At 45.2% G+C, this 26,058-nt stretch carries 25 protein-coding genes; 5 read left to right on the top strand and 20 right to left on the bottom strand.

The features are described 5' to 3' along the window. Positions 1 to 5: 5 nt before the first annotated feature. The 15 genes from folE to F4V45_RS02070 form a co-directional block, all read right to left on the bottom strand. Positions 6 to 566, bottom strand: a complete 561-nt coding sequence (gene folE / locus F4V45_RS02140) for a GTP cyclohydrolase I FolE (RefSeq protein WP_150336938.1) — start codon at positions 564 to 566, stop codon at positions 6 to 8. Beyond that, entirely contained in the window at positions 566 to 1,492 is a 927-nt protein-coding gene (gene htpX, locus F4V45_RS02135) for a zinc metalloprotease HtpX (RefSeq protein ID WP_150336849.1), read from the bottom strand. Before htpX ends, folE begins: the two co-directional genes overlap by 1 nt. A gap of 63 nt (positions 1,493 to 1,555) precedes the next feature. Next, positions 1,556 to 2,281 carry a hypothetical protein gene (locus F4V45_RS02130; RefSeq protein ID WP_150336848.1) on the bottom strand — a complete coding sequence of 242 codons (726 nt, stop codon included), beginning with the start codon at positions 2,279 to 2,281 and terminating at the stop codon, positions 1,556 to 1,558. Further along, positions 2,274 to 4,052, bottom strand: a complete 1,779-nt coding sequence (locus tag F4V45_RS02125; protein ID WP_150336847.1) for an N-6 DNA methylase family protein — start codon at positions 4,050 to 4,052, stop codon at positions 2,274 to 2,276. Before F4V45_RS02125 ends, F4V45_RS02130 begins: the two co-directional genes overlap by 8 nt. Positions 4,053 to 4,054: 2 nt before the next feature. Continuing rightward, positions 4,055 to 5,374 carry a tRNA pseudouridine(13) synthase TruD gene (locus tag F4V45_RS02120; protein WP_246144979.1) on the bottom strand — a complete coding sequence of 440 codons (1,320 nt, stop codon included), beginning with the start codon at positions 5,372 to 5,374 and terminating at the stop codon, positions 4,055 to 4,057. Beyond that, entirely contained in the window at positions 5,374 to 6,441 is a 1,068-nt protein-coding gene (locus tag F4V45_RS02115) for an alanine racemase (protein ID WP_150336845.1), read from the bottom strand. Before F4V45_RS02115 ends, F4V45_RS02120 begins: the two co-directional genes overlap by 1 nt. A 53-nt stretch (positions 6,442 to 6,494) precedes the next feature. Further along, a complete protein-coding gene (locus F4V45_RS02110; protein ID WP_150336844.1) occupies positions 6,495 to 6,833 on the bottom strand; it encodes a c-type cytochrome in 339 nt (112 codons plus the stop codon). Between the two features lie 9 nt (positions 6,834 to 6,842). Further along, positions 6,843 to 7,520: an META domain-containing protein gene (locus F4V45_RS02105; RefSeq protein WP_150336843.1), complete on the bottom strand. Its 678-nt coding sequence runs from the start codon at positions 7,518 to 7,520 to the stop codon at positions 6,843 to 6,845. An 85-nt stretch (positions 7,521 to 7,605) separates the two neighbouring features. Next, positions 7,606 to 8,817 (bottom strand): HD domain-containing protein, encoded by a 1,212-nt coding sequence (locus F4V45_RS02100; RefSeq protein WP_150336842.1) that lies wholly within the window; start codon positions 8,815 to 8,817, stop codon positions 7,606 to 7,608. Positions 8,818 to 8,841: 24 nt separating this feature from the next. Continuing rightward, the gene (locus F4V45_RS02095) at positions 8,842 to 9,453 is read right to left on the bottom strand and encodes an ABC-type transport auxiliary lipoprotein family protein (RefSeq protein ID WP_150336841.1); all 612 of its coding nucleotides are present in this window, start codon (positions 9,451 to 9,453) and stop codon (positions 8,842 to 8,844) included. Beyond that, complete coding sequence (locus F4V45_RS02090; protein ID WP_150336840.1) at positions 9,450 to 10,217, bottom strand: MlaD family protein; 768 nt, start codon at positions 10,215 to 10,217, stop codon at positions 9,450 to 9,452. Before F4V45_RS02090 ends, F4V45_RS02095 begins: the two co-directional genes overlap by 4 nt. Continuing rightward, complete coding sequence (locus tag F4V45_RS02085; protein ID WP_150336839.1) at positions 10,202 to 10,960, bottom strand: ABC transporter ATP-binding protein; 759 nt, start codon at positions 10,958 to 10,960, stop codon at positions 10,202 to 10,204. The genes F4V45_RS02090 and F4V45_RS02085 overlap by 16 nt, the downstream gene beginning before the upstream one ends. Continuing rightward, the gene (locus F4V45_RS02080; RefSeq protein ID WP_150336838.1) at positions 10,957 to 12,078 is read right to left on the bottom strand and encodes an MlaE family lipid ABC transporter permease subunit; all 1,122 of its coding nucleotides are present in this window, start codon (positions 12,076 to 12,078) and stop codon (positions 10,957 to 10,959) included. The genes F4V45_RS02085 and F4V45_RS02080 overlap by 4 nt, the downstream gene beginning before the upstream one ends. 38 nt (positions 12,079 to 12,116) lie before the next feature. Then, positions 12,117 to 13,424: a tRNA (N6-isopentenyl adenosine(37)-C2)-methylthiotransferase MiaB gene (gene miaB, locus F4V45_RS02075; RefSeq protein WP_150336837.1), complete on the bottom strand. Its 1,308-nt coding sequence runs from the start codon at positions 13,422 to 13,424 to the stop codon at positions 12,117 to 12,119. A 6-nt stretch (positions 13,425 to 13,430) separates the two neighbouring features. Next, entirely contained in the window at positions 13,431 to 13,679 is a 249-nt protein-coding gene (locus F4V45_RS02070) for an HP0268 family nuclease (protein WP_023929327.1), read from the bottom strand. A 151-nt stretch (positions 13,680 to 13,830) separates the two neighbouring features. Here F4V45_RS02070 and nusA point away from each other — a divergent pair, with 151 nt between their 5' ends. From nusA to F4V45_RS02045, 5 genes are all read left to right on the top strand, one after another. After that, the gene (gene nusA, locus F4V45_RS02065; protein ID WP_150336836.1) at positions 13,831 to 14,967 is read left to right on the top strand and encodes a transcription termination factor NusA; all 1,137 of its coding nucleotides are present in this window, start codon (positions 13,831 to 13,833) and stop codon (positions 14,965 to 14,967) included. Between the two features lie 83 nt (positions 14,968 to 15,050). Then, positions 15,051 to 17,648, top strand: a complete 2,598-nt coding sequence (secA, locus tag F4V45_RS02060) for a preprotein translocase subunit SecA (RefSeq protein ID WP_150336835.1) — start codon at positions 15,051 to 15,053, stop codon at positions 17,646 to 17,648. A gap of 50 nt (positions 17,649 to 17,698) precedes the next feature. Beyond that, positions 17,699 to 18,931 carry an ABC transporter permease gene (locus tag F4V45_RS02055; protein ID WP_034577950.1) on the top strand — a complete coding sequence of 411 codons (1,233 nt, stop codon included), beginning with the start codon at positions 17,699 to 17,701 and terminating at the stop codon, positions 18,929 to 18,931. 155 nt (positions 18,932 to 19,086) lie between these two features. Continuing rightward, positions 19,087 to 19,335, top strand: coding sequence for an RNA-binding regulator (locus tag F4V45_RS02050; RefSeq protein ID WP_023929323.1), 249 nt, complete (start codon positions 19,087 to 19,089; stop codon positions 19,333 to 19,335). 35 nt (positions 19,336 to 19,370) lie between these two features. Then, positions 19,371 to 19,952 (top strand): RBBP9/YdeN family alpha/beta hydrolase, encoded by a 582-nt coding sequence (locus tag F4V45_RS02045; protein WP_170235124.1) that lies wholly within the window; start codon positions 19,371 to 19,373, stop codon positions 19,950 to 19,952. Here the strand turns inward: F4V45_RS02045 and F4V45_RS02040 are convergent. The 5 genes from F4V45_RS02040 to F4V45_RS02020 all read right to left on the bottom strand — a co-directional run bounded on the left by F4V45_RS02040 (position 19,939) and on the right by F4V45_RS02020 (position 26,040). After that, a complete protein-coding gene (locus F4V45_RS02040; protein WP_170235123.1) occupies positions 19,939 to 20,445 on the bottom strand; it encodes a DUF2147 domain-containing protein in 507 nt (168 codons plus the stop codon). The two genes, F4V45_RS02045 and F4V45_RS02040, sit on opposite strands and share 14 nt — an antisense overlap. A 40-nt stretch (positions 20,446 to 20,485) precedes the next feature. Next, on the bottom strand, positions 20,486 to 20,989 hold the full coding sequence (locus F4V45_RS02035) for a NanQ anomerase/TabA/YiaL family protein (RefSeq protein WP_150336832.1): 504 nt from the start codon (positions 20,987 to 20,989) through the stop codon (positions 20,486 to 20,488). Between the two features lie 9 nt (positions 20,990 to 20,998). Beyond that, positions 20,999 to 22,702 carry a lactate permease LctP family transporter gene (locus tag F4V45_RS02030; protein ID WP_210670634.1) on the bottom strand — a complete coding sequence of 568 codons (1,704 nt, stop codon included), beginning with the start codon at positions 22,700 to 22,702 and terminating at the stop codon, positions 20,999 to 21,001. 134 nt (positions 22,703 to 22,836) lie between these two features. After that, positions 22,837 to 24,588 carry a conjugal transfer protein TraF gene (traF, locus tag F4V45_RS02025; protein ID WP_150336830.1) on the bottom strand — a complete coding sequence of 584 codons (1,752 nt, stop codon included), beginning with the start codon at positions 24,586 to 24,588 and terminating at the stop codon, positions 22,837 to 22,839. A gap of 57 nt (positions 24,589 to 24,645) precedes the next feature. Beyond that, entirely contained in the window at positions 24,646 to 26,040 is a 1,395-nt protein-coding gene (locus F4V45_RS02020) for a class II 3-deoxy-7-phosphoheptulonate synthase (RefSeq protein WP_150336829.1), read from the bottom strand. Positions 26,041 to 26,058: the final 18 nt, after the last annotated feature.

Below are 26,058 nucleotides of genomic sequence, written 5' to 3'. Positions count from 1 at the left end.
ACTCCTTAAGATAAAAGCTCTAAAAATTCCGCGCGTGTCTTAGGGTCGCTTCTAAAAAGCCCGCGCAAAGCACTTGTTTTGATAAGTGGATTCTGGTTGCTGCCGCGCATACTCATACATAAATGCCGCGCTTGACACACGACCATAACGCCCTTTGGCTTAAGGAGAGCGGCTAGCTCATCAGCGATTTGATTGGTGAGATTCTCTTGGATTTGTAGTCGCTTGGCAAAGGTTTGGACTAAGCGCACGACTCCGCTAAATCCAGCAAGCCTATCTTGTGGCACATAGCCGATATGGATAGCCCCAAAAAATGGCAGGAGATGATGCTCGCACATCGAGTAAAACTCTATATCCTTTAGCAGCACCATTTGATCCATATTGTCGTTGTCAAAAAGCGTGCCTAGCGCGTCCTTGGGGCTTGTGGCATAGCCGCTGTATAAAGTGGATTCTAGCTCTTGGAGGCGTTTGGGGGTGTTGGATAAGCCTGCGCGATTGGGGTCCTCGCCTATGCGCTCACAAAATGCGTGGAACTCCAGCTCCGCTTGGGTTAAGGATTTATCGCTCATCATCGTCCTTGCAAAGATTGTATGCGATTCTCTATGCTTGGGTGCGTGCTAAAGGCTTCGCTAATGCTAAAGATATAGGCGGCTTGGCGGGTGGGGTTGGTGTCGATTTGGGAGAAGTCGTTGCGCTTGTAGCTTGCTTCAATTTTTTGCAGCGCGGAAATGAGCGGATTGGGATTATTCATAAGATAGGCACTGCCTGCATCTGCCATATACTCTCTACTGCGGCTTAGGAACATTTGTAGCCAAAGGGTGAGGATTGGCAGGATAAATTGCAAGATAAGCAAGATTGTGCGAGCTTTGTTTGCTCCATCAGCCCTATTGCCCCCTAGGAAGAGATACACCGCGCTATTGCACAGCAGCAGCAAAATATTGCTCAAAATCCCCACGCACATCGTCAGCCGCACATCGCCGTGGCGTATATGACTTAGCTCGTGGGCTAGCACAGCTTTTAGCTCTTGGTCATCTAGGCTAAGGGCTAGGGCTTTGGTAATGGCGATAAGCGAGTTGCTCTCACTCCAGCCACTAGCAAAGGCATTCATATAAGGGGCGTGGATAAGATAGAGCCTAGGAGAAGTTGCGCTAGAAGAGCGGCGTAGCACATCATCAAGCGCATTGCGCACACGCGCTTGGAGTGGCTCTAGCCGCACGCCTTGGGGCAGCTCCTCATACTCATCGCCAGCAAGCATAATGGCATCAAAACGCGAAATACTATACATAATAATCCCCACAGCCACAAGGCTTGTAAGCGCGGTGATAAGCGGGAATTCTCGCAGGCTTAGAAGCAAGTAGAATCCATACTCAAGGCTTGGGGCGTTAATGCGCACAATATCTACCAAAAGCCCTATAAGCAAAAATATCGCCACATAGGACGCTAGCACGGCATAAGTTTTTAGCTCGTTTTTTCGCAAGATCGCTTGAAAGTTCATCGCCACTCCTTAGAAATGGTGTTGTCATTGCTTGGTATTGTATCTAATCAATTTTACTCTCAATTACAATATTGTAGGCTTGCCTTTTTGGATAATGGTGTCTAATATCTCACGCACACCCACTTCATAGCAGGCAAACTCTGCGATATTACTCTCCTTTAGCCACAGCTGCCCTTCTCCTACATTACCTCTATGTTGCCCTGTGGAGTAGTATTTACTGCTTGCTACTTCGCTGCTTGAGAGCACATAGTAGCGGATAATATCTCGCCATACAGCAATCCATACAAACACATCAGCACAAGCAGGCTTAATCTGCTGGAAATTCATATCAAAGCCTAGCTTTGAGTCGCTGCTTAGGGCTTTGATAATGAGTGGCTCTCCGCTTTGCCGCCTAACCGCTCGGCTTGCTTTTACCTCTATCCTTATGCCTTGATACCAGAAGTCATACTGCCCACTATAGTTTGGGTCAAATTGTATCGATGGTCTTTGTAGCTCTGGCACGACTTCATTTAAATGCTGCTGTGCCCAAGTCTCGCCAAATGTCCTAGGTGCAGTAATTTCAAAAACATAGAGATATTTATTTCTCTGTAAATAGCTATTTCGTATGGCTAAATATTCTTGTAGGGAAATTGTTTGACTAGCGATAAGATGAGTGATGATAAACTCAAATTTGTTAAATGGATAGACGGAGTAGAGTTTATGCAAAGCTTCATCGCTTAAGTTAATTGAGCCTTGCGCTTCTTGTGCATTGGAGCGCATTTGTGTGATTTTTTCTTGCAATTCAGTCATTAGCATTTCCATATACTACCTCCTCTATGCGTGCTATATCTGCTAAAGTAAGATGAAATATATCATATATTATTGCTTGCAGTGGTGTATGCGCTTCATTATCTCCATTGATTGCTTGGGTAACTAATGCAGAGAGTTTTTTATCTAATTCTTTTGTGATGTGGGGGAATGGCAGCTCTAGTAAATTGCCTTGCAATATTTTTATCTCGCTAAACATAATTCGATAGAGATATGTAAATACACGGGAGTTTAATAGCCCAAGCACACTTTTGATAGACATTGCAGGGATATTTGGTATAAGGATATTCGCGCTATTTAAGCATAATGCCTTGCTATCATCATAGGCAAAGACTAAGGAGCTAGATATAAATTTATACATAAGCTTTTCGCTAGCGCGGTAGTATTCATCTCTAGCCACTTGCTGCAAGGCATTTCTGTTATAGATAATATGCTTTTTTGCCTGCTGTAATCTATAGGGCATAATATCTTTGCCCGTGTAAATTGGTTCACTTTTGCTATGTGGCTCTGTGTAAAGCAGAGTACTATTATTTCCTGTAACAATCCCTAATGCCCATATACTTTTATCAAGGCTGTATTTACCTATATTTTTTATCTTTTGCAAAATAGCTATATCCTGTTTTGTGTAGGCATTAAAAGTGAGATTATTTGTTTGACTAAAGGCTATTATTGGCGTTTTAATAATGCGATCTTGTTGTATTATCTCACATTCTGTATTTGGTGGAGCTTTTTTGTGCTCGATGCTTATAAATTCTGTGGTAACGCCGCTAAAAATACTAGCATAATGCGTGATACTTTGTAATGCTCCATTATCTAGGATAAAGGATCGCAAATCCCTATGAGTTTTTACATTAAGCACAGATCTAGGAAGCAAAAATCGCATAAGCCCATTTGGAGCTAATTGGTTATAAGCTTTGGCAAAAAATAGCGAGCCTCTTTCTTTAGAAGTAATGCCAAAGTTTTGCCTAGCAATATGTGTGCAATCTTCTCTATATGCCCCCCACGGAGGATTAGTGATAATATAATCAAAATAGCCCATTGGTTTATGCTGTGGATTTTGTATGTGTGTAATATCTGCCGGGCAATCCAAATAATTTACGCAATACACCTGCGGGCTAAATGCACAATCACTAAAGCGCAATAGCAAATTGACCTTTGCGATAAATACTGCAAGATAATCGCTATCAATACCATATATTTGATGGGGAGCAACATCTCTTAAAGCTAGCATAAATGCCCCACTTCCACAACTTGGATCAAAAAATATCTGCCCCTTGCTAAAATCTAGCCCCTTTGTCATTTGTGCGGCGATATTGTGGGGGGTATAGTATGAACCCATAGCGTTTTTTTCCCCCTCAAGTAAAAGACATTGATAGATAAGCCCTAGTAGATCTTTTTCATCATTTGGGAGTATAAAAGTCAATAAATCTTTATGACATATATAGCGATAATCTTGTAATATACATTTAGTATGTGTTTTGTGTAATAAAGAATGTTTTTGTAAGAGATTTAGGGCTAGTGAATATATGGCATTAGCAGTAGAATATCGCTTATCAATAATATAGTTAATAAGAGATTGTATGGATTCAATATTGCATTCATTAGAGATATATTCCATAGGAAAAATACGCTTTATAGATCGCTTTTTGTTTGCTCTTTTTGTAAGTTTTGTTTGATGATTTTTGACATCTAGTTTGTGCCAATTTCTCATAGTGGCAGTGGATATGAAAGATTCTAGATTTGTGCCTATCATACTTAGCTTCTTAAATATTGCTTTAGCACCTGCTCTAAAAAGCTTGTGGCATACGCGCCACTTGGCAGGCTGAAGTGTAGCTCTGCTTGGGCGACTTCTGGCTTGTAGCAAAACTCTACTTCGCTTGCCCACACCCACGCATATCGCCTAGAGCTAGGTGCTGGGATTGGAGCTAGGAAGCTCTGCTCTAGCTGCCCTGCAAGCGTGCTTGGGGCTTTTAGATTCTGCCCACTTAGCGCGCCTGTGGGGGAGAAGCCCTGCTGGCTAAAGCGATCGCACTCTTGTGGCGAGGCGGACTCTAGGCTAAAAAGCTTGCCGTGGGGATAGTGGCAGCACAAATCGCCTTCTAAAAGCGCGAAAGATTGGGGCTGGGCGCATAAGGATTCTAGCGCGGCTGTGGGGAGAGATTGTAAAAACTGCGCACAAAGGGTGGCAGCGCAAGTATCTTGCGCGTTTTGAAGGGAGGTTTCAAAAGTGGATTCTAGCCCACAAGCTGAATCCCTTGAAAAAGTGGATTCTAGGGCTTGGGCTGCATAGTGGCGCGTGATTTCTTGTAGCTCTTGTGGGCTAAACTCCCTAGCCCACGCACTTAAGCACACCCTAGCCCTAAGCCAAGCATTAAACAAAAAGCTTTGATAGCTTGAGATAAAAAACTCCTGCATAGCGCGGTTATATCGCTTTGTGTGAAAAAGTGGATTCTGGTGGGCTTGTGCGTGCGTGCTAGCAAAGCTTGGGTGCAGCTGCGCTAGTAGGGAGAGATAGGGGCTTGTTTGGGCGTTTTTGCGTTTGCTAAGGGATAGCCCTAGTAGATAATTATCCCCATTTATGCCAAATCGCTGGAATCCAAAGAAATTAGGGAAGCCATTTTTGGCGATGTGTGAAAAAGTGGATTCTAGCTTTTTGGCATTGGTGGGATTAAGCTTTTTTAGCCGCACGAAAAAGCGATTGCCTTTCAAATGTCCTAGGCGGAGCTTGTTGCTATGCAGCGTGCTATCAAGCAGCTTTATGTCGTGCTGCTTTGCTAAGGAGTCAAAGATAGCACAGAAGTGTTGCGTGCTTTTTGCTGGGAGTGAGAGATATTGCGTAGTGGTGGCGTGCTTGTCCTTTAAGCCAGCATAACCTATGGATTTTGTGGGGAGGTTAAAGGCTTGGGCGATGATGCTAAGTAGCTCAAAGGTGCTTAGATTTTTTTTCCTTACCCTTAGGATTCTATGCTCGCCACTGCCGCTAAAGGCATAGAGTGGGATCTCTTGCACGACAAAATCCCTGCTACTATGGGCGAAATAGCAAGAAATAGGCGCGTGTGAGTAGGCGAAATACATCACACCACCACGCGCTTTAGCGCAGGGGATAGGTGCGTTAGGATCATATAGGGGATCGTGTGAAACGCCCTAGCCCACGCACTCACATCATCAAATACGCAAATTTCTTCCCTCTGGCTTTGGCAGGAGAAGTTATCCATACTCATCACAGGCAGGATTTTTTCTCCGCTTGCGCAAGTGAGATTCTGCCTAGAATCTATGCGGAATAATCCATCACCATAGCCCACATCATAGGTGCTAAAGACTCCATCTTTCTCCACGACACTAACCCCTCCATAGCCGATCCTATCGCCCTTTTTAAGAGCTAGACTAGAGATTTTGCGCGCCCAAAGGCTAGCGATGGGCTTTAGCGCGATATGTAGCGGCAGCTCGCTTGTGTGGTAGCCATACGCGCCAATGCCTATGCGCACCAAGTCCCCCAAATCTCGCGCACTATCTGTGCCTAAGCGCAATGCCCCGCTGGTGCTAAGAGAGTGGAATCTAGGCATAGGGTGGTGGTGCGCTTCACACCATTTGCGCACCTTATCTGTAATCTCCCTAAAAGCCTGCACTGATGTGAAGAAGCTTTCATCATCATTATCCCCATAGCCATTATGCCCAAACACCCCTGCAAGCTTGATATGCTCTGCTTCTTCAAGCTGTGCTAGGGCAGAATCTAGCTCATTGATAGCAATGCCATTGCGATGCATTCCAATGTCGATTTTTAGCTCGATATTGCGCGTTTGGTGGGCGTTTTTATGCGCGGTGATACAGGATTCTAGGGCTTGAAGTGAAGGGATAGAAGCCCAGATATTGCTAGGCGCATTTGGCGGGATCTCGCCATAGAGCGCGGTGATAGTGTCAAAAAGCTGGGCTATGCTTATGGCTTCTTCATAGTTTTTGACAAACACAGATTCTATGCCTGCTTGCTTGGCTAGGTGTGCGATTTGCTCTAGTCCGTGTCCATAGGCATTGTCTTTTAGCACTAGTGCGAGATTAGGGGTGGTGGGGCAGGCTTTGGAGAGTTCATTAGTGATTGCTGTAAGATTGTGGAAAAATGCTTTAGAATCAAGGCGGATATATGCCATACAGAGCCTTTAGGTAGGAAATGGGGCATTATACACAAACGCAGCTTTTATAGCTACTTGGCTTTCTCTGTGCTATTTGGCTGGGCTTTGGGGAGCTTAGAGATATACTCTGCTAGCTCTTTTATATCTGTATCGCTTAGATTCTGGGCTTGGATATACATAATGCTTTTCGCTCCGCCATTGTCGGTAAATTGCGCGCGGTAGCCTTTGAGATCGGCGATAAGCTTTTGCTTGCTTAGTCCTGCTATGCTTGTGCCGCCCTTTGCCCCGGGGGCGATTTTCTGCCCATCTTGTCCGTGGCAAGCGATACATTTTGCAAAGATTTTAGGAGCAGAATCTGCTAAAGCTAGGGAGCAAGCAAGCCCCAAGCCCCACACTAAGCGGTGTAGCATCGTGCCAGCCTATGCGCTAGTGTTGCGATAGAGATAAATTGTCATTTCTTTGCCCTCTAGGATTAGGTAGTCTTTGGATTTTTGGATCACTTTAAAGCTACCTTCTAGCTCACGGATAAAGCGAAACTCAAAGCGCACGATCTCACTAGGTGAGCAAAGCTTGCGCGTAGAGCCGCCATTTGATAGCTCGATATGCTCTTTATCGCTCCACACATAGCTTGAGAAATACGACCCGCAGCCACTTTGCCCAGAGATTCTGCCTTGTGTCGTGTCAAAATTTAGCGTAGCGATCTCATCAATTTGAGCGATTTCTTTTAGGCGTGCTTTTTCATAGATTAGCGACATAGCTTCAAGCTGTGCTTGGGAGAGATTCCTTAGCTCTTCTATGCTCTCCTTTGCTTCTAGCATTTTTTGTGGCAGGCTCTTTTGCTCCTGCTCTGCTAGATTCTGCTTGGCATTAGCGGCTAGGACTTGGGGGGCATAGAAAGTTTCTTTGTTGTCAATAACGATTTTTTGCACATACCAATTATCGCCGTTGATGTTACCTTGCGTGGCTTTGCGCTGGATATACTCAAACAGCGAGCAGCCGCTCCCTAGCACTAGCACACTAGCTAGGAGAAAAAGCGTGAAAAACGCCTGAAGTATCCGTAATATACGAGAATTGCTGTGAAAGTGTGTTTTGTCCATTATCCTAACTCTAAGTCCTAAATTTACTCTAAAGCCAAGCAAAAACTAGTCCATATTATGCAAAACTTACCACAATATGCACCATTTAAGCAAAATTTCTAAACAACGCCCCTAGATCAAGCCCGCATATTTGCGTGTCCTTGCGCTTCTCTAAAATCCCTTGCGCACCTTGGATTAGGTCTTGGCTAGAAATGCCGTGTGCGATGGAGATTCTCGCTTCTAAAAACGCGCTTAGATGATCGCAGACTTTCAAAAACTCTCCACACACGGGATTGTGCTCATCGCTATTGTAGTGCGCAAAAAGCTCGCTAGAATCTTTCGTATAATGTGTGAAATCTTCGATTCTATATCGATTGGCAAATTCATTTTGCGTGAAATACACAATATCTGCGCGTATAGATTCTGGGAGATGGGCTAGGATTTTCTCTTCTACGGCGCGGGCTTCTATTTGCTTGATTTGCTCATCTAGCCCTGCTATGGAGCTTTTGATAGGGGAGATAATATCGCGTGTCAAAATCTCTGGCAAATCGTGAAAAAGCCCGCCTAGGAAGTGGTTGATACGCATTTGCTTGCAAGAGGGCATATCAAGGCTTAAAAGATAGCCACAAAGGGCTACTACAAGTGTGTGCCCTAGCACAGAGGTCGCCGGCACGCGCGGGGTTTGACTCCACCGCTTTTGGAATCGAAGCTGCCCAAACATTGTGATAATTTCGCTAATTTGCTTAAAAAGCACAACCTGCTTCATACCTTGCAAGTTGTAGTGCTTCTCCACTTCTTTATCAATGATGGTTTTGATATTGCCTACATCAAACATCGTAGGGTTGAAGTGGTGGATAATGTCAAACTCCCATTTTGACGCATAGTAGTGGGCAGCTTGTAGAATCTGCTTTTCGATATTGTGGGGCGGGTGCTTGAAGTAGTGCTCTAGTGATGAGAAAAACTCATACTCGCAAAGATCGCCCTTAAGCTCGCTTGTAACAAAGCTTGCAAGCTCTTTTCTATGGAGCTTTTGCAGCTCGTGGAAAACGGGCGGCTTAATATCTGTAAGCACCACACGCTCAAAAAAATCAAAGCAAAAATACCCTATAAGCCGCTCCCAATCAATCTCGCGCCCATCAATCTCCTCATACTTAGCAAACAAATAGGCGATGACCATCTTATGTGCCTGCTTATCAAGCTCGACAAACTCCACTGGACAGGCTTGGTCGTTCCACCGGCGGATAGAAGCGGCGACAAAGATTCTGCGCAGGAGACTTGGGCTAAGGCGTGGGGTATTTAATGATTGGGGGCTTTGCATAGTATCTCCTTAAGCTAATGTGATTTAGCGCGGCTTTGTGCATAGCTTCGTGTCATCGCACAGGGCAGTTTGGACTCTAGCTAGGGCAGATTCTAGTGAGTCTTGCAAGGCGTGCAGCATAGCTCGCTCATCGCTAGAATCTATCTCTTTAGTGTTAAGAAATGTGCGGATCTTGTGGGATGCCTGTCCTTTTAGCAAAGTGTATTCAAGCACCACGCGCGCTTGCTTCTTTTGGTATATGCCTATTTCACGCACTTTAATATGTAGCTTCAATGGGTATGCGCCTAATGTGTTTAGCACGACACAATGCGCTCTGGCGTTAGATTCTAGTGTGTCTTGCAAAAGGAGTGAAGGAAGTGTGAGCCACCTAGTGCTTGCCAAAGTCTCTACTTGCGCGTGCTTTTGTGTGATGATGATTTGCTGGGAGTTAAGATAGGTGGGGACTTCAACTTCTAGCCCTATGGTGCTAAAGCTCTTGCACTCATACTCTTTGGGCTCTTGTGATGAGAGTGTGTAGTAGCTTTGTGCTGGCAGGGTGGCTTTGATATTCACACAGCCTGTAAAGCCAAGTAGCCCAAGAGCCATAGCTACTACAAAGGTGATAGATTGCGTGCATATATGGAAATATCTCGTCATTTTCTCTCTCCAAAAATTGTGGGGTAAGGGTTTTTGTCAAACTTATCTAGTAGATTTGAGGTCTTTTGCAGCACGATGTCAAGATTTTGGAGGCTTTTTTGCGCTTGGTAGAGTGTAGGAGCGAGCATTGCGCCTGCGCTTAAGCCCTCTGCGCCTTGCTGTGGGCTGATAGATTCTAGGGTGCGGTTAAGATTATCGCTGATTGCTGGGAGATTTTGCGAGAATCTATCAAGGGAAGAGAGTGCGCTGCTAATATGCGCTACATTTTTTTCGCTAAGGAGCTTTTCTACACTGCCAAGCACGCCTAGCATTTCTTCTAGCGCGGAGTCTGCTTTATCACTAAGCTTGCCTAAAAAGCTTTGATCAAGGGTTAAAATCGCATCGCTATCATCAGTGATGATCTCACCCTTTGGATTCTGGCGTAAGGCGAGATAGCTAAGTCCGGCTAGTCCTTGAGAGTCAATGAGTACGCTAGAGCCTTTGGCTATGGGGATTGATCTTTGGATAAGTAGGGTGATTTTGACCATACCTAGCCGGGTAGTATCAAAGCCTATATGTTTAATATGCCCAATGGTAATGCCCTTATATTTAATGGGCGTTTTCACAGCAATGCCAGAGATGTCGTAGCTTGTAGTGATGGTATAAGTGCGAAATTTATCTTCATCAAAGCCGATTCTACCAAACCACAAGATAAAGACAATAAGCCCAATAAGTATGGCAAAAAATATCCCCCCTATAAGCACATAATTTACATTTCTCTCCATAGTCGCTCTCCTCGTTTGCTGAAAAATAAATTACTAGAATCTAGTGTATGCACATTGTGTGCGAGCTCGCTAAGATTGCCCAAAAACTCTATCTTCCCATCTTTTAGCATTAAAAACCTATCGGTTGTATCTTTGATAGAATCTAAATCGTGCGTGATCATTACAATTGTCATCGTAAATTCTAGCCGAAGCGCGCAAATAAGCTCATCAAGCTGCTGCGCACTAGCTGGGTCAAGCCCGCTACTAGGCTCATCTAAAAATAAGATTCTAGGGTTTAGGGCTAGGGCTCGTGCTAATCCTACACGCTTTTTCATACCGCCACTTAGCTCGTGCGGGTAGAGATGGTAGGCTTTGGGGCTAAGCCCTACGCGATCAAGCAGGTATTTTGCCACTTCTGTAATGCTTGATTGCGGGTAGGCACTATACTCTTCAAGGAGTATGCCGACATTCTCTAGCACATTTAATGAGCTAAACAGCGCGCCAAACTGAAAGAGCACGCCACAGCGCGTAAGCAGTGTGCTAGGGTCTTTAAGCTGCCAAATATCTTCATCAAAGATTAGGATTCTGCCACTTTTGGGGCGATTGAGCAAGATCATTGAGCGAAGTAGGGTGGATTTCCCACTGCCACTACCCCCTAGAATCCCAAAAATCTCACCTTCATAAACATCAAAGCTAATGCGATCGTGGATTAGCCTATCGCCATAAGCGGTGCAGAGATCTTGGACTTGGATAAGCGATTTCATATCCCAAGCCTTGAAGTGATGAAAGAAAACACCGCATTGATAGCGATGATCCAAAAGAGCGCATTGACAACACTAATGGTAGTAATGCGCCCTAGCTCTTGCGTATTCTCCTTAATGCAAAATCCACGGAAGCACCCCACAAGCGCAATCGCCGCGCCAAAAAATGGAGCTTTGATGAGCCCTATGAAAAAGTGCGACCAGCTCACGCTCTCATACACGCGATCAATATAAGTCCCCATATCAATCCCTAGCTGCACATACACAGCCAGCATACCGCCTAATAGGCTAAATGCATCGGCTAAAAACACTAGAAGCGGCATAACGATAATGAGCGCGAAAAGCCTTGGAATCACAAGAAATGTAATGGGGTGGAAATTCATCGTTTTCATTGCATCAATCTCATCAGTTAGGCGCATTACGCCAATTTGTGCAGTAAAGCTTGAGGCACTGCGCCCAGCGATGACAAGTGCTAGGATAAAAGGACCCATCTCGCGCAAAGAAAGCTTAGCTGTCATCTCAATACTTAGCATTGGCGCACCCATAAGCTCTAGCTGCACTGCTCCTTGCAATGCTATGGCAAAGCCCACAATAAAAGCGGTAAGCAAGCTCACAGGCAGGGCTTTAAAGCCAGACTCATTGATATGATAGAGCAGGGGGGTTAAGCGGATATCGCGTCTCCATAAAGAGAGTGCTAGATAGTAAAAGCTCATTCCCACAAAGTTTAAAAAGTCTAAGAAGCTTTGATAAAAGCTATAAACCCACTTGCCAAGTGAAGTAAGCAGCGCGCGGAATAAGTGTCGCTTAGGCGTAGGCGGGATCGTGCTAACTAGGCATTGATCAAGCACGGCGCGTATGTGCTCGCTTGCTTGGATCTCTGGGGATTTATGCAAATGTGTCTTTAAAAAAATCCCAAAGGCTAGATCAATTTGCGCATCTTGCTCAAAGACTATGCGCGAAAAATGCCTAGATTCTAGTGTGCGCCTTAAGGCAAAGAGTGTGCGCCTAGGAGCGCGGAAGTCCCATACTCCACCGATGATTATTGTAGCTTGGGCAGTGGTAGAATCTATGCGAAAGTATGGTGTCTGCACTTCTTGCGCGCCTTTGTGTGAAATCGCCATTAGTAATTATCCATAGCAGCAACTAGCCAAAGCCAAGCCTATGCTAGCTCTCCAAAGAGTGAGCCACCTTCATTGCGCGTGATTCTTACACGCACAAACTCCCCAAGATCTAGCGCGGCATTTTCTATATGGATAAGCTTGTTGTTATCACTGCGCCCTTCGCTAAAGACTATGTCTTTATCTTGCAGGGTGTTTTCTACAAGCACGATATATTCTCTGCCTATTTCTGCTTGGGCTTTCTCGCGTAAAATCTCCCTATGTCGCTCTTGCAAGGTGCTTAAGCGCGCTTGGGCGATGTCTTTAGGGATATGGCTAGATGGGTCAAGTGAGTAGGCAAGTGTGTGTGGGCGCGGCGAGTAGATAAAGCTATAAAGCGTATCAAAGCGCACTTGCTCTAGCACATCAAGCGTGTGGGCGAAGTCTTCTTCACTCTCACCCACAAAGCCTACAATAATATCTGTGCTAATTGTTACTTCTGGCACAAGTGATTTGAGCTTTTGCACGCGGTCTAAAAACCACTCCTTGCTATACCCTCTGCGCATAGCTTTTAGAATCTTGCTTGAGCCACTTTGCAAAGGCATATGGATAGATTTGCATACTTTAGGATTGCGCGCAAATTCGTGGAGAAACTCATCGTCCATATGTAGTGGGTGGGGAGAGGTGAAGCGGATCCTCTCTATACCATCAATCTCTGCTAGCTCTGCTAAGAGTCCAGAGAAGTTGATTTGTTTATGCGCACTAGAGAAGCGCACGCCATAGTTATTGACATTCTGCCCAAGTAGCAAAAGCTCTTTAATGCCATTTTGCGCAAGCTTGCGCGCTTCAGCAAGGAGCAGATCAAGGGGGATAGAGATTTCCTTGCCCCTTGTGTGGGGGACTATGCAGTAAGCGCAGGATTTATCACAGCCTATGGAGATATTAAGCAGAGCCTTTACCCCGCTAGAGCGCACGCCCTCAAAGGCATAGAGACTATCATCATAGCTCAAATCCACTTCTACCGCCTTTGGCTTGTGGATAATTTGTGTGATTTTAGAGATATTGCGCGCACCTAGGACAAAATCTACTGCCGAAGATTTGCGCAAAATCTCTGCGCCCATATGACTTGCCGTGCAGCCACATACGCCGATTTTCGCGCCTTTTTTCTTCTGCTGGGCGTATTGACCGATTTCTGAAAAAAGCCTGCGTTCTGGCTTTTCACGCACGGAGCAGGTGTTGATAAGTATCAAATCTGCTTGCGTGGCATCATCGGTGAGTGTGTAGCCCTCTTTTTTCTCTAGCTCTGCGATCATATGCTCGCTATCGCGCTCATTCATCGCGCAGCCAAGTGTTTGGACAAAAAGCTTCATAGCAGCTTATAGAATCCTAAATTCATAGATAAAGTCTTTGGCATCAAGCCCATAGCGCACTTCGCCCATATAGACAACTTTGCCTTTGGATTCTAGTAGGGTCTTTGCTTTTTGCAAGTCTTTTTGGCTATTTTGCTTATCAAGATAGACTACCTGCAAGGAAGAAGTAGATTCTAGTAGGCTTTCTACTGCGATTGTTTGCGTGCTTGCTTGGGAGATGTTTGCTGTGTCCATAGGGGCGAGTTTTAGTTCCATATCTATATACTCCTAAAAAAGATTTGCGCCATTGTAGCTAGAATTGGCTTAAAAATTTGCTATAATGCCACCCACTTTCAAGACCCCCCTAAGACTAATCCCTAAAGACTAAATCTAAATTATTGAAAGAGCTTAAAGACAAAGGAGTGCTATGGAGAAGATCGTAGATATTATTGAGCTTATTGCTTGTGAGAAAGGGTTAGAGCCTAAGCTTGTGGCGCAAGTGGTAAAGGACACCATTATAAAAGTCGCTAAAAAGCAGTTTGGTGAAGAGCTAAACTATATCATTGAAGAAGATGAAAAGCACCGCACTTTTAGGCTTATCCACTCTGTGCTTGTATGTGCTGATGATGATGAGAGAGTGGCAGCTGATCCGCATAATTTTATCGCGCTCTCACAGGCGAAAGAAGCATCAGGAGATGATGTGAGTATCAATGATGAAATCCACCACGAAATAAGCCTAGAAAATATGAGTAGAAATGCCGTTAATATGCTCTTTGCCGATTTGGAGTTCCATATCCAGCGCACCATAGAAAACCAGCTGTTTGTAAGCTTTAAAGAAATGCTAGGCAAGCTTGTGAGTGGGCAGGTTATCGCTGTTGATGAGCAGGAGAATACCTATGTGGAGATCCAAGATATTCGCGCAGTTTTGCCGCTCAAAAACCGCATTAAAGGCGAGAAGTTTAAGGTGAATGACACGATTAGCTGCATTGTAAAATTTGTGCGATTCCAAAAAGATGGGCTGTATGTCGAGCTATCTCGCACCACGCCTAAAATGCTTGAAGCCCTGCTAGAGCAAGAAGTCCCAGAGATTAAAGATGGCGAAGTGATTATCCAAAAATGCGCTAGGATCCCGGGCGATCGCGCCAAAGTCGCTTTGTATTCCACAAGCCCAAGGATTGATCCCATTGGCTCAAGTGTGGGGACAAAGGGCGTTAGGATCAACGCCGTAAGCCGTAGGCTTAATGGCGAAAATATCGATTGTATTGAGTATGCAGAAATCCCAGAAATTTTTATTAGCAAAGCCCTAGCCCCAGCGCAAATCATCGCAGTAAAGATTCTCTCCAACACCGAAGAAGAGAAAAAGGCGCAAGTTAGCATAATGAGCGATCAAAAAAGCAAAGCAATTGGCAAAAATGGTGTCAATATCCGCCTAGCGTGTATGCTCACAGGATTTGAAATCGAGCTTGTGGAAATCATCAAAGAAAAATCACAAGAAGATGTAGAATCTAACAAAGAAGAGCAAAAGGTGGGGATTGATGCGCTTGAGTCGCTTTTCAAGGCGTAGCATAGAGCTTGCGCGCTTATGCGATTAAAGACATTTTTACAAAGTTGCATTATAATTTTTTATCCATTTTTTAAGGTTTTGTAATGATAAAGATGATTTTTGGCTTGATTTTTGGCACTCGTAATGACAAGCTTATCCGCTCCTACCAAAAGCGTGTAGATGCTATCAATGCCCTAGAATCTACCTTTGAAGCACTAAGTGATATAGAGCTACAAGAGCGATTTATGGAGCTTAAAAAGCGCGTGCGTGAAAATGGGGAGAGTTTGGACTCTGTGCTAAATGAGAGCTTTGCTATCACTAGGGAAGCAGCCAAGCGCACGCTTAATATGCGGCATTTTGATGTGCAGCTCATCGGTGCTATGGCGTTGCACGATGGGCGCATTGCCGAGATGAAAACAGGCGAGGGCAAAACTCTTGTAGCCACGCTTGCAAGCGCGCTTAATGCTTTAGCAGGAGAGAGCGTGCATATCGTAACAGTTAATGACTATCTAGCCAATCGCGATGCACAAGAAATGCGTCCTTTGTATGAGTTTTTGGGCTATAGTGTGGGGGTCATTACCGCTGGTGTTAGCGAAGAGGAGCGACTTACTATGTATGCGTGCGATATAGTCTATGGCACAAATAATGAATTTGGCTTTGACTATTTGCGCGATAATATGAAATACGACCTTAACCAAAAGGTGCAGAAATCCCACTCTTACGCCATTGTCGATGAGGTGGATTCTATCTTAATCGATGAGGCACGCACACCACTTATCATCTCTGGTCCGGTTAATCGCAAAATGGAGCATTACACCACAGCAGATTCTGTGGCAAAGCAGATGAAAGCTGAAGAAGACTTCACAATTGATGAGAAAAATCGCGTGATTTTAATCACAGAAGAGGGCATTAAAAAGGCAGAAAAGCTCTTCAAAATAGAAAATCTTTATAGCATAGAAAATGCCGCGCTCTCCCACCATCTCGATCAAGCTTTAAAGGCGAATTTTCTCTTTTTCAAAGATCAAGACTATGTGATCCAAGAAGGTGAAGTGGTAATTGTCGATGAATTTACCGGGCGATTGAGCGAGGGGCGGCGATTTAGCGAAGGCTTACACCAAGCCCTAGAAGCAAAGGAAAAGGTCGCCATTAAAGAAGAGAGCCAAACACTAGCGGATATTACATTCCAAAATTACTTCCGCTTGTATAGCAAGCTCTCTGGTATGACAGGCACAGCGCAGACAGAAGCGAGCGAATTTTTGCAAATTTATAATTTGGAAGTTGTCTCAATCCCCACAAATCTCCCTGTACAGCGCAAAGATTTGAATGACTTAATTTACAAGAGTGAGCGCGAGAAGTTTAATGCCGTGCTTGCTAAAATCACAGAGCTTTATGCCAAAGGACAGCCTGTGCTTGTGGGCACAGCAAGCATTGAAAAAAGCGAGCTTTTGCACAATCTCCTAAAACAAGCCAAAATCCCCCACACCGTGCTCAATGCCAAGCAGCATACAAAGGAGTCTGAAATCATCAAAGACGCTGGGTTGAAAGGCTCAGTTACCATTGCGACAAATATGGCAGGGCGTGGTGTGGATATTAAGATCGATGAAGAAGTGCGCGCGCTAGGGGGGCTATATATCATTGGCACAGAGCGGCACGAGAGCAGGCGGATTGACAATCAGCTGCGCGGGCGATCTGGGCGGCAGGGTGATCCGGGGGTGAGCCAGTTTTATCTAAGCTTAGAAGATGGCTTGCTAAGGATTTTTGGCAGTGATAAGCTAAAGGGCATTATGGAGCGACTTGGGCTAAAAGAGGGCGAGCATATAGAATCTACTCTTGTAACGCGATCAGTCCAAAATGCGCAAAAAAAGGTCGAGAATCTCCATTTTGAATCGCGCAAGCACTTATTAGAGTATGATGATGTAGCAAATGAGCAGCGCAAAAGTGTGTATAAATTCCGCGATGAGCTTTTGGATTCTAGCTTTGATATGAGTGAGCGAGTGGAGCAAAATCGCCTAGCAGCCTTGCAGGAGTGTTTCGATCAAGCGCAAAGCCATAGCCAAGGCGATATGCAAGCAAGTGTGCAGGCGTTAGAAAAAATCCTGCAAGAAGAGTTTGGCTACCAGAATCTAGGCGAACATCTGCACCAAGAGCTAGGCGATGATATTGCAAATGACATTGATGAAAGCAGCTTGCTTGAGCAAACTAACGCGCTTTTAGCAAAAAGCTATGAAAAGAAAATGGCAGCGGCAGGAGAGAGCCGCAATGAGATTGAGCGCATTATCTACTTGCAGACGCTCGATACGCTTTGGCGCGAGCATCTCTACTCTATGGATACGCTAAAGACAGGGATCTCACTACGAGGCTATAACCAAAAAGACCCGCTTGTGGAGTATAAAAAGGAGAGTTATAGCCTTTTTATGGAGTTTATTGAGCAGGTGAAAACTCAGGCGATAAAAACTCTGCACATTATCCAAATCAAAGAGCCAGAATCCACCAAAGCCCAAACTCAAGAAGTCCTAAGCGATCTAGCCCAAACAAGTGATGAGCTGCACTACAATAGCCAAGCCATAGAGCAGAATCTCACACAAGAGGATTTTGGGCAAAAAAAGATCGCACGCAATGATCCTTGCCCTTGTGGCAGTGGGAAAAAATACAAGCTCTGCCACGGCAAAAGCGGACCCAAAAAGGGAATGCTAGCACAATAATGAGCAAGCAAACTGCCACAAATCCACCAGCTATAAACTCCAATAAAGGCGTGCCCGCGCACTCTCTTGTCAGGTTTTTACACAGGAAGTTTTTGCGCTTTGATAAAAGCCAGCCATTTATTTCTATCACGGCGATTTTGGCGTTTTTGGGCATTGGGGTGGGAGTTATGGTGCTCATTGTAGCGATGGCGATTATGAATGGTATGAGCAAGGAGTTTGAAAAGCGATTGTTTGTGATGAGCTACCCGCTTACAATTATCTCGCTTCAGCAAAAGGGTATTACACAAGATTTGGTGCAGGATTTAGAAGAGCATTTTCCAGCTCTAAGCTTTAGCCCCTATCTCTATATGCAAGCAGTCGCTAGAGTCAATGGCACGATGGAAGCTGCAGTGCTCTTTGGCATAGATCCTAGCAAAGAAGCTGCGATCAATCCGGTGTTTGCCGAGGCTTTGCCGCTAGAATCTAGGCAGAGCTTCATCGATGAGAAATTCTCACTAATGGTTGGCAAGTCTTTGAGTGATGCGCACTTTTTAGCGCACGGAGAAAAGATTGCATTATTTTTCACAAGTCTTGAGCCAACGGGGCTTACCCTTAGCCCCACAATGAAGCGATTTAGCGTAGCAGGCGTGTTTAGCTCTGGGATTAGCGCGTATGATTCTGCTTATATGTATGCCAATCTCTCTGCACTAGCAGCAATTAAGAAGCTTCCACAAGGTTTATATGATGGTGTGCATATCCACTCTAAAACACCTATGCAAGATAAGCAGAATCTACGCGAGTATTTAGAGAAAAAAGGGATTCATCATATCGGTATAGAGGGGTGGTGGGAGCGCAATAGCAATTTGTTTGCCGCGATGGATTTAGAAAAAAATGTCCTTTTTATCGTGCTTATGCTTATAATCCTTATGGCAAGCTTAAATATTATTAGCTCACTTTTGATGGTGGTGATGAATAGGAGAAAAGAAATCGCCTTGCTATTGAGCTTGGGTGCTAGTGCCGCTGAGGTGCGAAAAAGCTTTTTTCTACTTGGGATAAGTATTGGGCTTGGTGGGATTGTCTTTGGCGTGGTGCTAAGTGGTGTGGTGCTTTTTGTGCTAGATACTTTTCCCATTATCACGCTGCCAGCAGATGTGTATGGGGTCAGCAAACTGCCTTTAGATGTAAGTGTATTTGATTTTTGTGCGACTTTGGTGGGGGCAGTGTGTATCGTGTGCTTCTCCTCTTACTATCCAGCCAAAAAAGCTGCCCAAATCAACGCACTTAGTGTCTTGCGCAATGAATAATGCGCGCTGCTCCGCATAGACTTTTACTAAACTTTAAGCACAAAAAGCATACCATACACGCACTTCTAATTTACATTTGAGTGGTTTTTGCTGGATTCTTGTTGAGAGTTTGTAAGCCATCATTGCAGTTAGAGAATCTACTTTCTGGAGATAAAATGAAAAGTATCTATGTCGGTAATCTCCCTTATTCTACGACAAATGAGCAGATGATCGAACTTTTTGGGCAATTTGGTGCTGTAAGCTCTGTGAAGCTTATCAACGACAGAGAAACCGGCAGGGCAAAGGGCTTTGGCTTTGTTGAAATGGAAGATGAAGAAGCACTCAAGGCGATTAGCGCGCTTGATAACACGGAGTTTATGGGAAGGAAACTTCGTGTCAATGAAGCCAACCCACGCCGACCATAGCTTATATCTCAACTACTTCTACGAACGGGCATAATGTGGGGGTGAGAATCTACATTATCCACGGCTTTGACTCTAGCCCAGAGAAAAACTGGTTTCAATGGCTGGCTAGAGAGCTTGGCGAGCGCGATATTTATGCAAGCGTGCTGCGCCTACCTACTCCAGAGAATCCAAACCCTAATGAATGGACACAGGCTATTTATGAGCAAGTGTGCGCTGATGGCGAGATTGATGAGAGTGTGTATTTTGTCGCTCATAGCCTTGGCTGCATTGCTACCTTGCGTTTTATTGAAACACTAGATTCTTGTGTGAGAGTTGGAGGCGCAGTGCTTGTGGCTGGTTTTTGTGAAGAGCTGCCGACTTTGCCAGAGCTTTCACTCTTTGTAAAATTTCCACTTCAAAGCGGGAAAATTAAGCAGATAGTGTGTCGTAGGGCTGTGATTAGTGCGCGTGATGATGTGATCGTGCCTTTTAGCTTGAGCCAGAATCTAGCAGAACTAATTGGTGCGGACTTCATCGCTAGAGATAAGGGCGGGCATTTTATGGATAGTGATGGATTTAGGGAGCTGCCTTTGGTGTATGATGTGCTGCTTACGCAGATTCCACCTACTTGTCTCTAAGTGTTTCTAGGGCTCGCTGTTTATTGATCGGGCGAAGGTCGTGGTGGCGCACTTGTGTCTCGCTAAGTCGCTGCCATAAGAAGCTTTTCCCAAGGATATGGTAGCTATCTAGGGCAAAATCTAAGTGCAAATCACCATTTGCTAGAATCTTGCCTTTTGTATAGTAGGTCGAACCATTTTGAAAGTTGTATGAAGTCCCACCATAGAGACTTGTATCATTTATGGCGAGGTTTTGTAGAAAAATGACTTCTTTATCAAGGCGCGATCGCAGGCTTTTGTCTGGGTTGTAGATGTCGTAATTTGCCGTTGTGCTGCCATCGAGATTTTTCACGCCATAGGCAAATAGCTTGCCATTATGGACAAACACATAGACATACCCGCCTTTAAAGTTAAGAAAATCAGGCACTTTGTAGAATCCATCTAGGCAAACAGGTAAAACTTCTTGTTTAAGGCATTGGTTGAAAGTAGATTCTATGCCAGCCACCGCGCCCATACACAAAGCTAAGTAGCAAAGCAGCGCGCGTAGCATAAGGCTAGAATCTAGGTGCTAGTAGATTAACAGGGACTTTTACCACACTTTTATAGACAGGCTTTATCCCTAGAGATTCTGCTCCAAGCCCACCAGAATGCACATCATAAGGGAAAAACACCGCAAGCATTCCAGCACTAAGGTGAAGGGTTGAGCTGTGCTTTGGTGGGTGGTAGGTGATTAGATCTTTTTCTGCATTGTAGGGGTCTTTTATCGCACAATCGCTTGCCGCAGCGATAGAAAATATCTCTTCGCCTTGGACGACTAGCTGTAAATCAACATAATTTCTATGCGTTTCATAGAAAGCTTTGGATAAGTCTTTAAGATGATAAGACTGCTCAATGGCAAATGCCCCAAAATCTAGCTGGATTGTCTGCTCGCCAGAGAGAATGCGCTCAAACTCGCAGCTCCCCTTTGTGCAGGCGTTACTAAGATATGCGTAAATGCCAAGCAAAGCTTGTGTGTGGAACATCGCTCTCATATCACAAAGCTTGCCGACAAATGCCATAGCTTGCCTTTAAGGGATTAACCACTGCATATAAAAGGCAATAGCGTAGGTGAAAAGCCCAATGCCAATGACAAACAAAATCGAGTATTTCACCGTGAAGCGGAAGAGTTCAGACTCTTTTCCAGCTAGCCCCACCGCTGCACAAGCAATCGCAATACTTTGCGGGCTTATCATCTTGCCTACGACACCACCCACAGAGTTTGCTGCTAGGAATAGCACTTCATCAATGCCAAGCTGTCTAGCAGTTAGCTGCTGCAATGTGCCAAAGAGTAGGTTAGAGCTTGTATCACTACCTGTTAGGAAGACCCCTATCCAGCCAACGATTGGAGAGAAGAACGCAAAGGCATTGCCTGTTTGTGCGAGAGCTAGGGCAAGTGTGGCAGAGATACCGCTGTAATTTGACACAAACGCAAAGCCCACAACCAAAGCGATAGTGAAAATCGCCCATTTCATCTCATTAAGCGTCTCACCAAAGGTTGCTACTGCTGTGCCAAGTTTTACACGAAGCAAAGGGATAGTGATAAGAGCTACGATGAGAATCGAAGTCCCAGTGGCGTTGATGATGGGGATTTCAAAGAGTGATTTTACTGCCTTTTCACTAGCCACAGCCGGTGGGATTTGGATCACTTCCTTTAGACTTGCGAAGTCAAACTTCAGCACACTAGCAGCTAGGATTCCGGCTTCTTGCGCGATTTCACCGGTGGAGAGCTTGCCACCTGCACCGACAAACAAGTCCTTAAACCACCCTGCTGTCCAGATCAAAATCACACCAATGAGTAGGACAAATGGCAGCCACGCTAGCACGATTTCCTTTGTGCTGTGCTTTTTGATCTCTAGTGCAGCACTTGCTCCTTTGGTATTTTCAGTATTCTTCCCATCAGCTGCATCAAATGTAAAAATATTTTTTGGCTGCCAGAATCGCAAAAACACCGCCACACAGACGATAGAGACAACCGCTGAAGCAATATCTGGCAACTCTGGTCCGCTATATACGGCTGTTAAATATTGCACGATTGCAAAGCTTCCGCCAGCTACTAGAGCCACGGGCCAAGTTTCTTTCACGCCTTTAAATCCATTCATAAGAAAAACAAGGAAAAATGGCACAAAAAGCGAGAGTGGTGGGAGCATATGCCCAGCCATCGCAGAAATCTCAATAGCAGGCACATTGACCGCCCCAGCCATCGCAGTGATTGGCACACCTACTGCACCAAATGCCACAGGCGCAGTATTGGCTATAAGGCAAAGCCCAGCTGCATAGAGTGGGCGAAGCCCAAGCCCCACAAGCAGGGCAGCAGTAATCGCCACAGGTCCGCCAAAGCCGATCGCCCCCTCCAAAAACGCGCCAAAGCAGAACCCTATCAAAATCACTTGGATTCTTTGATCTGGTGTGATAGCGATGATAGATTCTCGCAAAATGTCAAAATACCCAGATTTGACCGTGAGCTTGTAGAGAAAAATTGCTGCAATGATAATCCAAGCAATAGGCCATAGCCCATAAAACGCGCCATAAGCGAAGCTCCATAGAGCTTTATCCATAGGCATTTCATAGATAAAGACGGCAATGATGATTGCGCTTACCACGGTTAAAAGCCCAGCCCAGTGCCCTTTAAGCTTTAGCACAAGCAGGGAGATGAAAAAGACGGCAATAGGTATAAGCGCGACAAGTGCGCTTAACCACGGATTTCCTAGTGGGTCATAGACTTGATTCCACATACTTATCTCCTTGATGATTTAAAAATGTCCCAAACTTTAGCATATTTCATAAGGCGTTACAACGCTTTAATGTATAAAAATGTGTAGAATCTTCCACAGCGTGGAAGAAACTTAACACTTTGTCAAAGTGGATTCTACCAGCTAAAGCCCCCACCGACTTTCACAAGCAAGTAGCTAGGCACAGCGATCCCAGAGCCAGCGATCTCTTGGCTTAGGTGGAGATTGCTCTGCACGGCTATATCTAAGAATCCTAGCAGATTGATCCCGCCTGTTAGGATCATACCTTCATCGCTATTGTTGCGGAAGTCATACATCGCCCCAAGGCGCAAATCAAAATATTTAAGATCAATTAGCACCCCGCCGCCTGCCACTTGTGATTTAGGGCGCGCGAGTGAAATGGTGTCATTAGGCATTAGGTCAATGTCCCCTGCCAGCACGATTTTGTCATTAAGCCAGCCATAGCTCACCCCTGCGCGTAGCTGGGTGTTGAGCTTTGTCATCGCGCCGCTTTTCACATCGGTTTTGATCTTTGGCATATTGAGATTTTTTGCTACAAAGCCTAGGGTAAGATTCTTGGCAAATCGGGGGCTATATGCTAGTCCTGCATCAATCCCAAAGGTGTGGGTTTGCGCGATTCCATCAAATGTGGGCGTAATGTTTTGGCTAATGCTATTAAAGTCCCCCTCTTTGTGATACAAATACCCTGTCCCAAAGATATATTTCGCCGCTAAGCCCACAGCAATATCGCCAAGCGGTGTTTCAAACAAATGCCCATAGCCCAAAGGCACTTCCACGATCCCCACACTTCCTGCACTTAGCTGGTGCTTTGCCTGATTGCTTAGGACAGAGTGCTTATCAAAGTCTCCTTTGTCCGCTGTGCCTAAGATGATGTTGCCATCACCAAACTCGACCTTAAGCTCGCTATTACCATTTTGGATAATGATTTGATTATGCGTAGGGTCGATTCTAGCGGTAGCACTCATATACGCACTAGGCATAAGCCCAAAACTTATCGTCCCACGCGATTTTTTGGAGCCGATGTTGATCACTACGCCATTTTGTGTGCTTAGAGAAAAGTCATTTTTATTGATCATTTCATTAAGCGTGGTCATATCTTTGACAAAGCGATTAAGTGAAGGGTCATTGCTTGTCATAAGTGTGAAGCCACCCATATTTTGCAAGAGAGAATCTAAACTCATATCCCCCTTTTGCGCAGAGTCCAAAAGCCCGCCGATATTCTCTGGCGTAAGCCCATCGACAAGCCCTTCTAGCAGCCCCAAAGAGCCGGATTGATCAGGGTGCTTTTGCGCAGTGTCTTTAATGGATTCTTGCAAGTCGTGCTTAATGTCCTCAAGGGCTTCTGGGTGCTTTTGTAGCTCTTGTAGAATCTGCTCGGTGGTTTGTCCGCCTCCGGGTGTAATAGTTATGCCATTTTTATTGGCGACATCTTCGAGGTATTTATTCATCGTGTTTTCATCTTTCATACCCATACCCTCTAGCACTTCGCCAAAAATCCCTAGATTGCCCGGGTCAAACTTCTTCGCTCCTGCTGCACGGAATCCTGTCCCTGCTTGTATCGTTACTGCGCCGCTAAAGAGATCTGCTAGCTTGTTTGGCATATTTTGGAGATTTTCTACATCAATAGAAGCGGCACGCGAGAGATTGGTCTCTTTATAGCCTAGCCCAAAGCTATAGGCAAAGCCGGATTTTTTGTTCATCGCAAGGAGAGCTGGGTTGTAGTATAGAGCCCATTGAGAGTTTTTGAGCGCGACTCCAGCTCCACCAATCCCAGCGGAGATATTGCCCATTTGTCCAAACTCTAGCGCACTAAGAGTGCTAGAGCCTAGCAGAAGTGATGTGATAAGTGATATATTAGAGAGCTTCATTCTATCTCCTTAGATTCTAGGGGTGGTTTTGTCAAATCGTTCATTTAGCGCAAAGCTTTAAGCAATAAATGAGCCACTATCGACATTGCGCTCTTTTAAAATTTCAGCGACCAAGAATGCAAGCTCGATTGCCTGCGTGGCATTAAGCCTTGGATCGCACTGCGTGGAGTAGCAGCTAGCTAGATTTGCCTCTGTGATAGCTTGTGATCCGCCTACACATTCTGTAACATCTGCACCTGTCATTTCTAAGTGGATTCCACCTGCGATACTGCCACAAGCCTTATGGATTGCAAAAAAGCTCTTCACTTCACTTAGGATTCTATCAAACGCGCGTGTTTTGTAGCCGTTGCTGGCTTTGATCGTGTTGCCGTGCATCGGGTCGCAGCTCCATAAAATCGCGCGCCCTTCTTTATGCACACTCTCCAAAAGCTTGGGGAAGTTTTTCTCTATCAAATCCGCCCCCATACGCACGATGAGATTGAGCCTGCCCGGCTCGTTGTGTGGGTTTAGAATATCGCAAATCCCTAGAATCTCATCTTTTGTCGCATTGGGTCCAATCTTCACGCCCACAGGGTTCTCCACGCCGCGCAAAAACTCCAAATGCGCTCCATCAAGATCGCGCGTGCGCTCGCCTATCCATAACATATGTGCGCTGCAGTCATACCACTTGCCACTTAGGCTATCTTGGCGCACAAGCTGCTCTTCATAGTTTAGCAGCAGGGCTTCGTGGCTTGTGTAGAACTCTGTGGTTTTAAGTGTGGGGGTGTTGTTAGAATCTATCCCGCAAGCACTCATAAAGCCTAGGGCTTGGGTTATAGACTCTGCTAGCTCCTCATATTTCTGTCCTAGGGGATTAGACTTGACAAAGTCTAGATTCCAGCGATGCACTTCATTTAGATCCGCTAGCCCACCACTAGCAAATGCGCGCAGGAGATTGAGTGTAGCGGAGCTTTGGTGGTAGGCTTGAAGCATTCTTTTTGGGCTAGGCTCTCTAGCTTTATCATCAAAGGCTAGAGCGTTGATAATATCGCCGCGATAGCTTGGTAGGCTCGCTCCGCCCACTTCTTCAAAATCCGCGCTTCTAGGCTTGGCAAACTGCCCTGCCATACGACCGACTTTGATGATAGGGCAGCTCCCGGCAAAGGTTAGAATCGCGCCCATTTGGATAATAAGCTTAAACAAATCTCGTATCCCAGAGCCGCTAAACTGCGAGAAGCTCTCCGCGCAATCGCCCCCTTGAAGTAAAAATGCCTTGCCTTGCTGGGCTTGGGCAAAGCGGGCTTTGAGCATTCTTGCCTCTCCGGCAAATACTAGTGGGGGGTAGGAAGCAAGCTCGGCTTCAGTGGATTCTAGTGTAGTGGTGTCGCGGTAGATAGGAGCTTGCTTAATGGGGAAAGCGCGCCAAGAGCGTCTGTCCCAAGGTTTTGTGTGAGACTGTGTTTGCTGCGCCATTTCATAACCTTAGATTCT

This window comes from Helicobacter canis (assembly GCF_008693005.1).
Lineage (GTDB): Bacteria > Campylobacterota > Campylobacteria > Campylobacterales > Helicobacteraceae > Helicobacter_B > Helicobacter_B canis.
Note: the sequence above shows the minus strand (reverse complement) of the source record. Positions and strands in the feature narration are given on the sequence as shown.

What these genes read in the sequence shown, in the direction of transcription:
- F4V45_RS02105 (WP_150336843.1), bottom strand. Translation starts at nt 7,520, where the DNA reads ATGGACAAAACACACTTTCACAGCAATTCTCGTATATTACGGATACTT.
- nusA (WP_150336836.1), top strand. Translation starts at nt 13,831, where the DNA reads ATGGAGAAGATCGTAGATATTATTGAGCTTATTGCTTGTGAGAAAGGG.
- folE (WP_150336938.1), bottom strand. Translation starts at nt 566, where the DNA reads ATGAGCGATAAATCCTTAACCCAAGCGGAGCTGGAGTTCCACGCATTT.
- F4V45_RS02090 (WP_150336840.1), bottom strand. Translation starts at nt 10,217, where the DNA reads ATGGAGAGAAATGTAAATTATGTGCTTATAGGGGGGATATTTTTTGCC.
- secA (WP_150336835.1), top strand. Translation starts at nt 15,051, where the DNA reads ATGATAAAGATGATTTTTGGCTTGATTTTTGGCACTCGTAATGACAAG.
- F4V45_RS02130 (WP_150336848.1), bottom strand. Translation starts at nt 2,281, where the DNA reads ATGACTGAATTGCAAGAAAAAATCACACAAATGCGCTCCAATGCACAA.
- F4V45_RS02080 (WP_150336838.1), bottom strand. Translation starts at nt 12,078, where the DNA reads ATGGCGATTTCACACAAAGGCGCGCAAGAAGTGCAGACACCATACTTT.
- miaB (WP_150336837.1), bottom strand. Translation starts at nt 13,424, where the DNA reads ATGAAGCTTTTTGTCCAAACACTTGGCTGCGCGATGAATGAGCGCGAT.
- F4V45_RS02020 (WP_150336829.1), bottom strand. Translation starts at nt 26,040, where the DNA reads ATGGCGCAGCAAACACAGTCTCACACAAAACCTTGGGACAGACGCTCT.
- F4V45_RS02110 (WP_150336844.1), bottom strand. Translation starts at nt 6,833, where the DNA reads ATGCTACACCGCTTAGTGTGGGGCTTGGGGCTTGCTTGCTCCCTAGCT.
- F4V45_RS02125 (WP_150336847.1), bottom strand. Translation starts at nt 4,052, where the DNA reads ATGATAGGCACAAATCTAGAATCTTTCATATCCACTGCCACTATGAGA.
- traF (WP_150336830.1), bottom strand. Translation starts at nt 24,588, where the DNA reads ATGAAGCTCTCTAATATATCACTTATCACATCACTTCTGCTAGGCTCT.
- F4V45_RS02030 (WP_210670634.1), bottom strand. Translation starts at nt 22,702, where the DNA reads ATGTGGAATCAAGTCTATGACCCACTAGGAAATCCGTGGTTAAGCGCA.
- F4V45_RS02035 (WP_150336832.1), bottom strand. Translation starts at nt 20,989, where the DNA reads ATGGCATTTGTCGGCAAGCTTTGTGATATGAGAGCGATGTTCCACACA.
- F4V45_RS02050 (WP_023929323.1), top strand. Translation starts at nt 19,087, where the DNA reads ATGAAAAGTATCTATGTCGGTAATCTCCCTTATTCTACGACAAATGAG.
- F4V45_RS02085 (WP_150336839.1), bottom strand. Translation starts at nt 10,960, where the DNA reads ATGAAATCGCTTATCCAAGTCCAAGATCTCTGCACCGCTTATGGCGAT.
- htpX (WP_150336849.1), bottom strand. Translation starts at nt 1,492, where the DNA reads ATGAACTTTCAAGCGATCTTGCGAAAAAACGAGCTAAAAACTTATGCC.
- F4V45_RS02120 (WP_246144979.1), bottom strand. Translation starts at nt 5,374, where the DNA reads ATGTATTTCGCCTACTCACACGCGCCTATTTCTTGCTATTTCGCCCAT.
- F4V45_RS02040 (WP_170235123.1), bottom strand. Translation starts at nt 20,445, where the DNA reads ATGGGCGCGGTGGCTGGCATAGAATCTACTTTCAACCAATGCCTTAAA.
- F4V45_RS02115 (WP_150336845.1), bottom strand. Translation starts at nt 6,441, where the DNA reads ATGGCATATATCCGCCTTGATTCTAAAGCATTTTTCCACAATCTTACA.
- F4V45_RS02100 (WP_150336842.1), bottom strand. Translation starts at nt 8,817, where the DNA reads ATGCAAAGCCCCCAATCATTAAATACCCCACGCCTTAGCCCAAGTCTC.
- F4V45_RS02095 (WP_150336841.1), bottom strand. Translation starts at nt 9,453, where the DNA reads ATGACGAGATATTTCCATATATGCACGCAATCTATCACCTTTGTAGTA.
- F4V45_RS02070 (WP_023929327.1), bottom strand. Translation starts at nt 13,679, where the DNA reads ATGGAACTAAAACTCGCCCCTATGGACACAGCAAACATCTCCCAAGCA.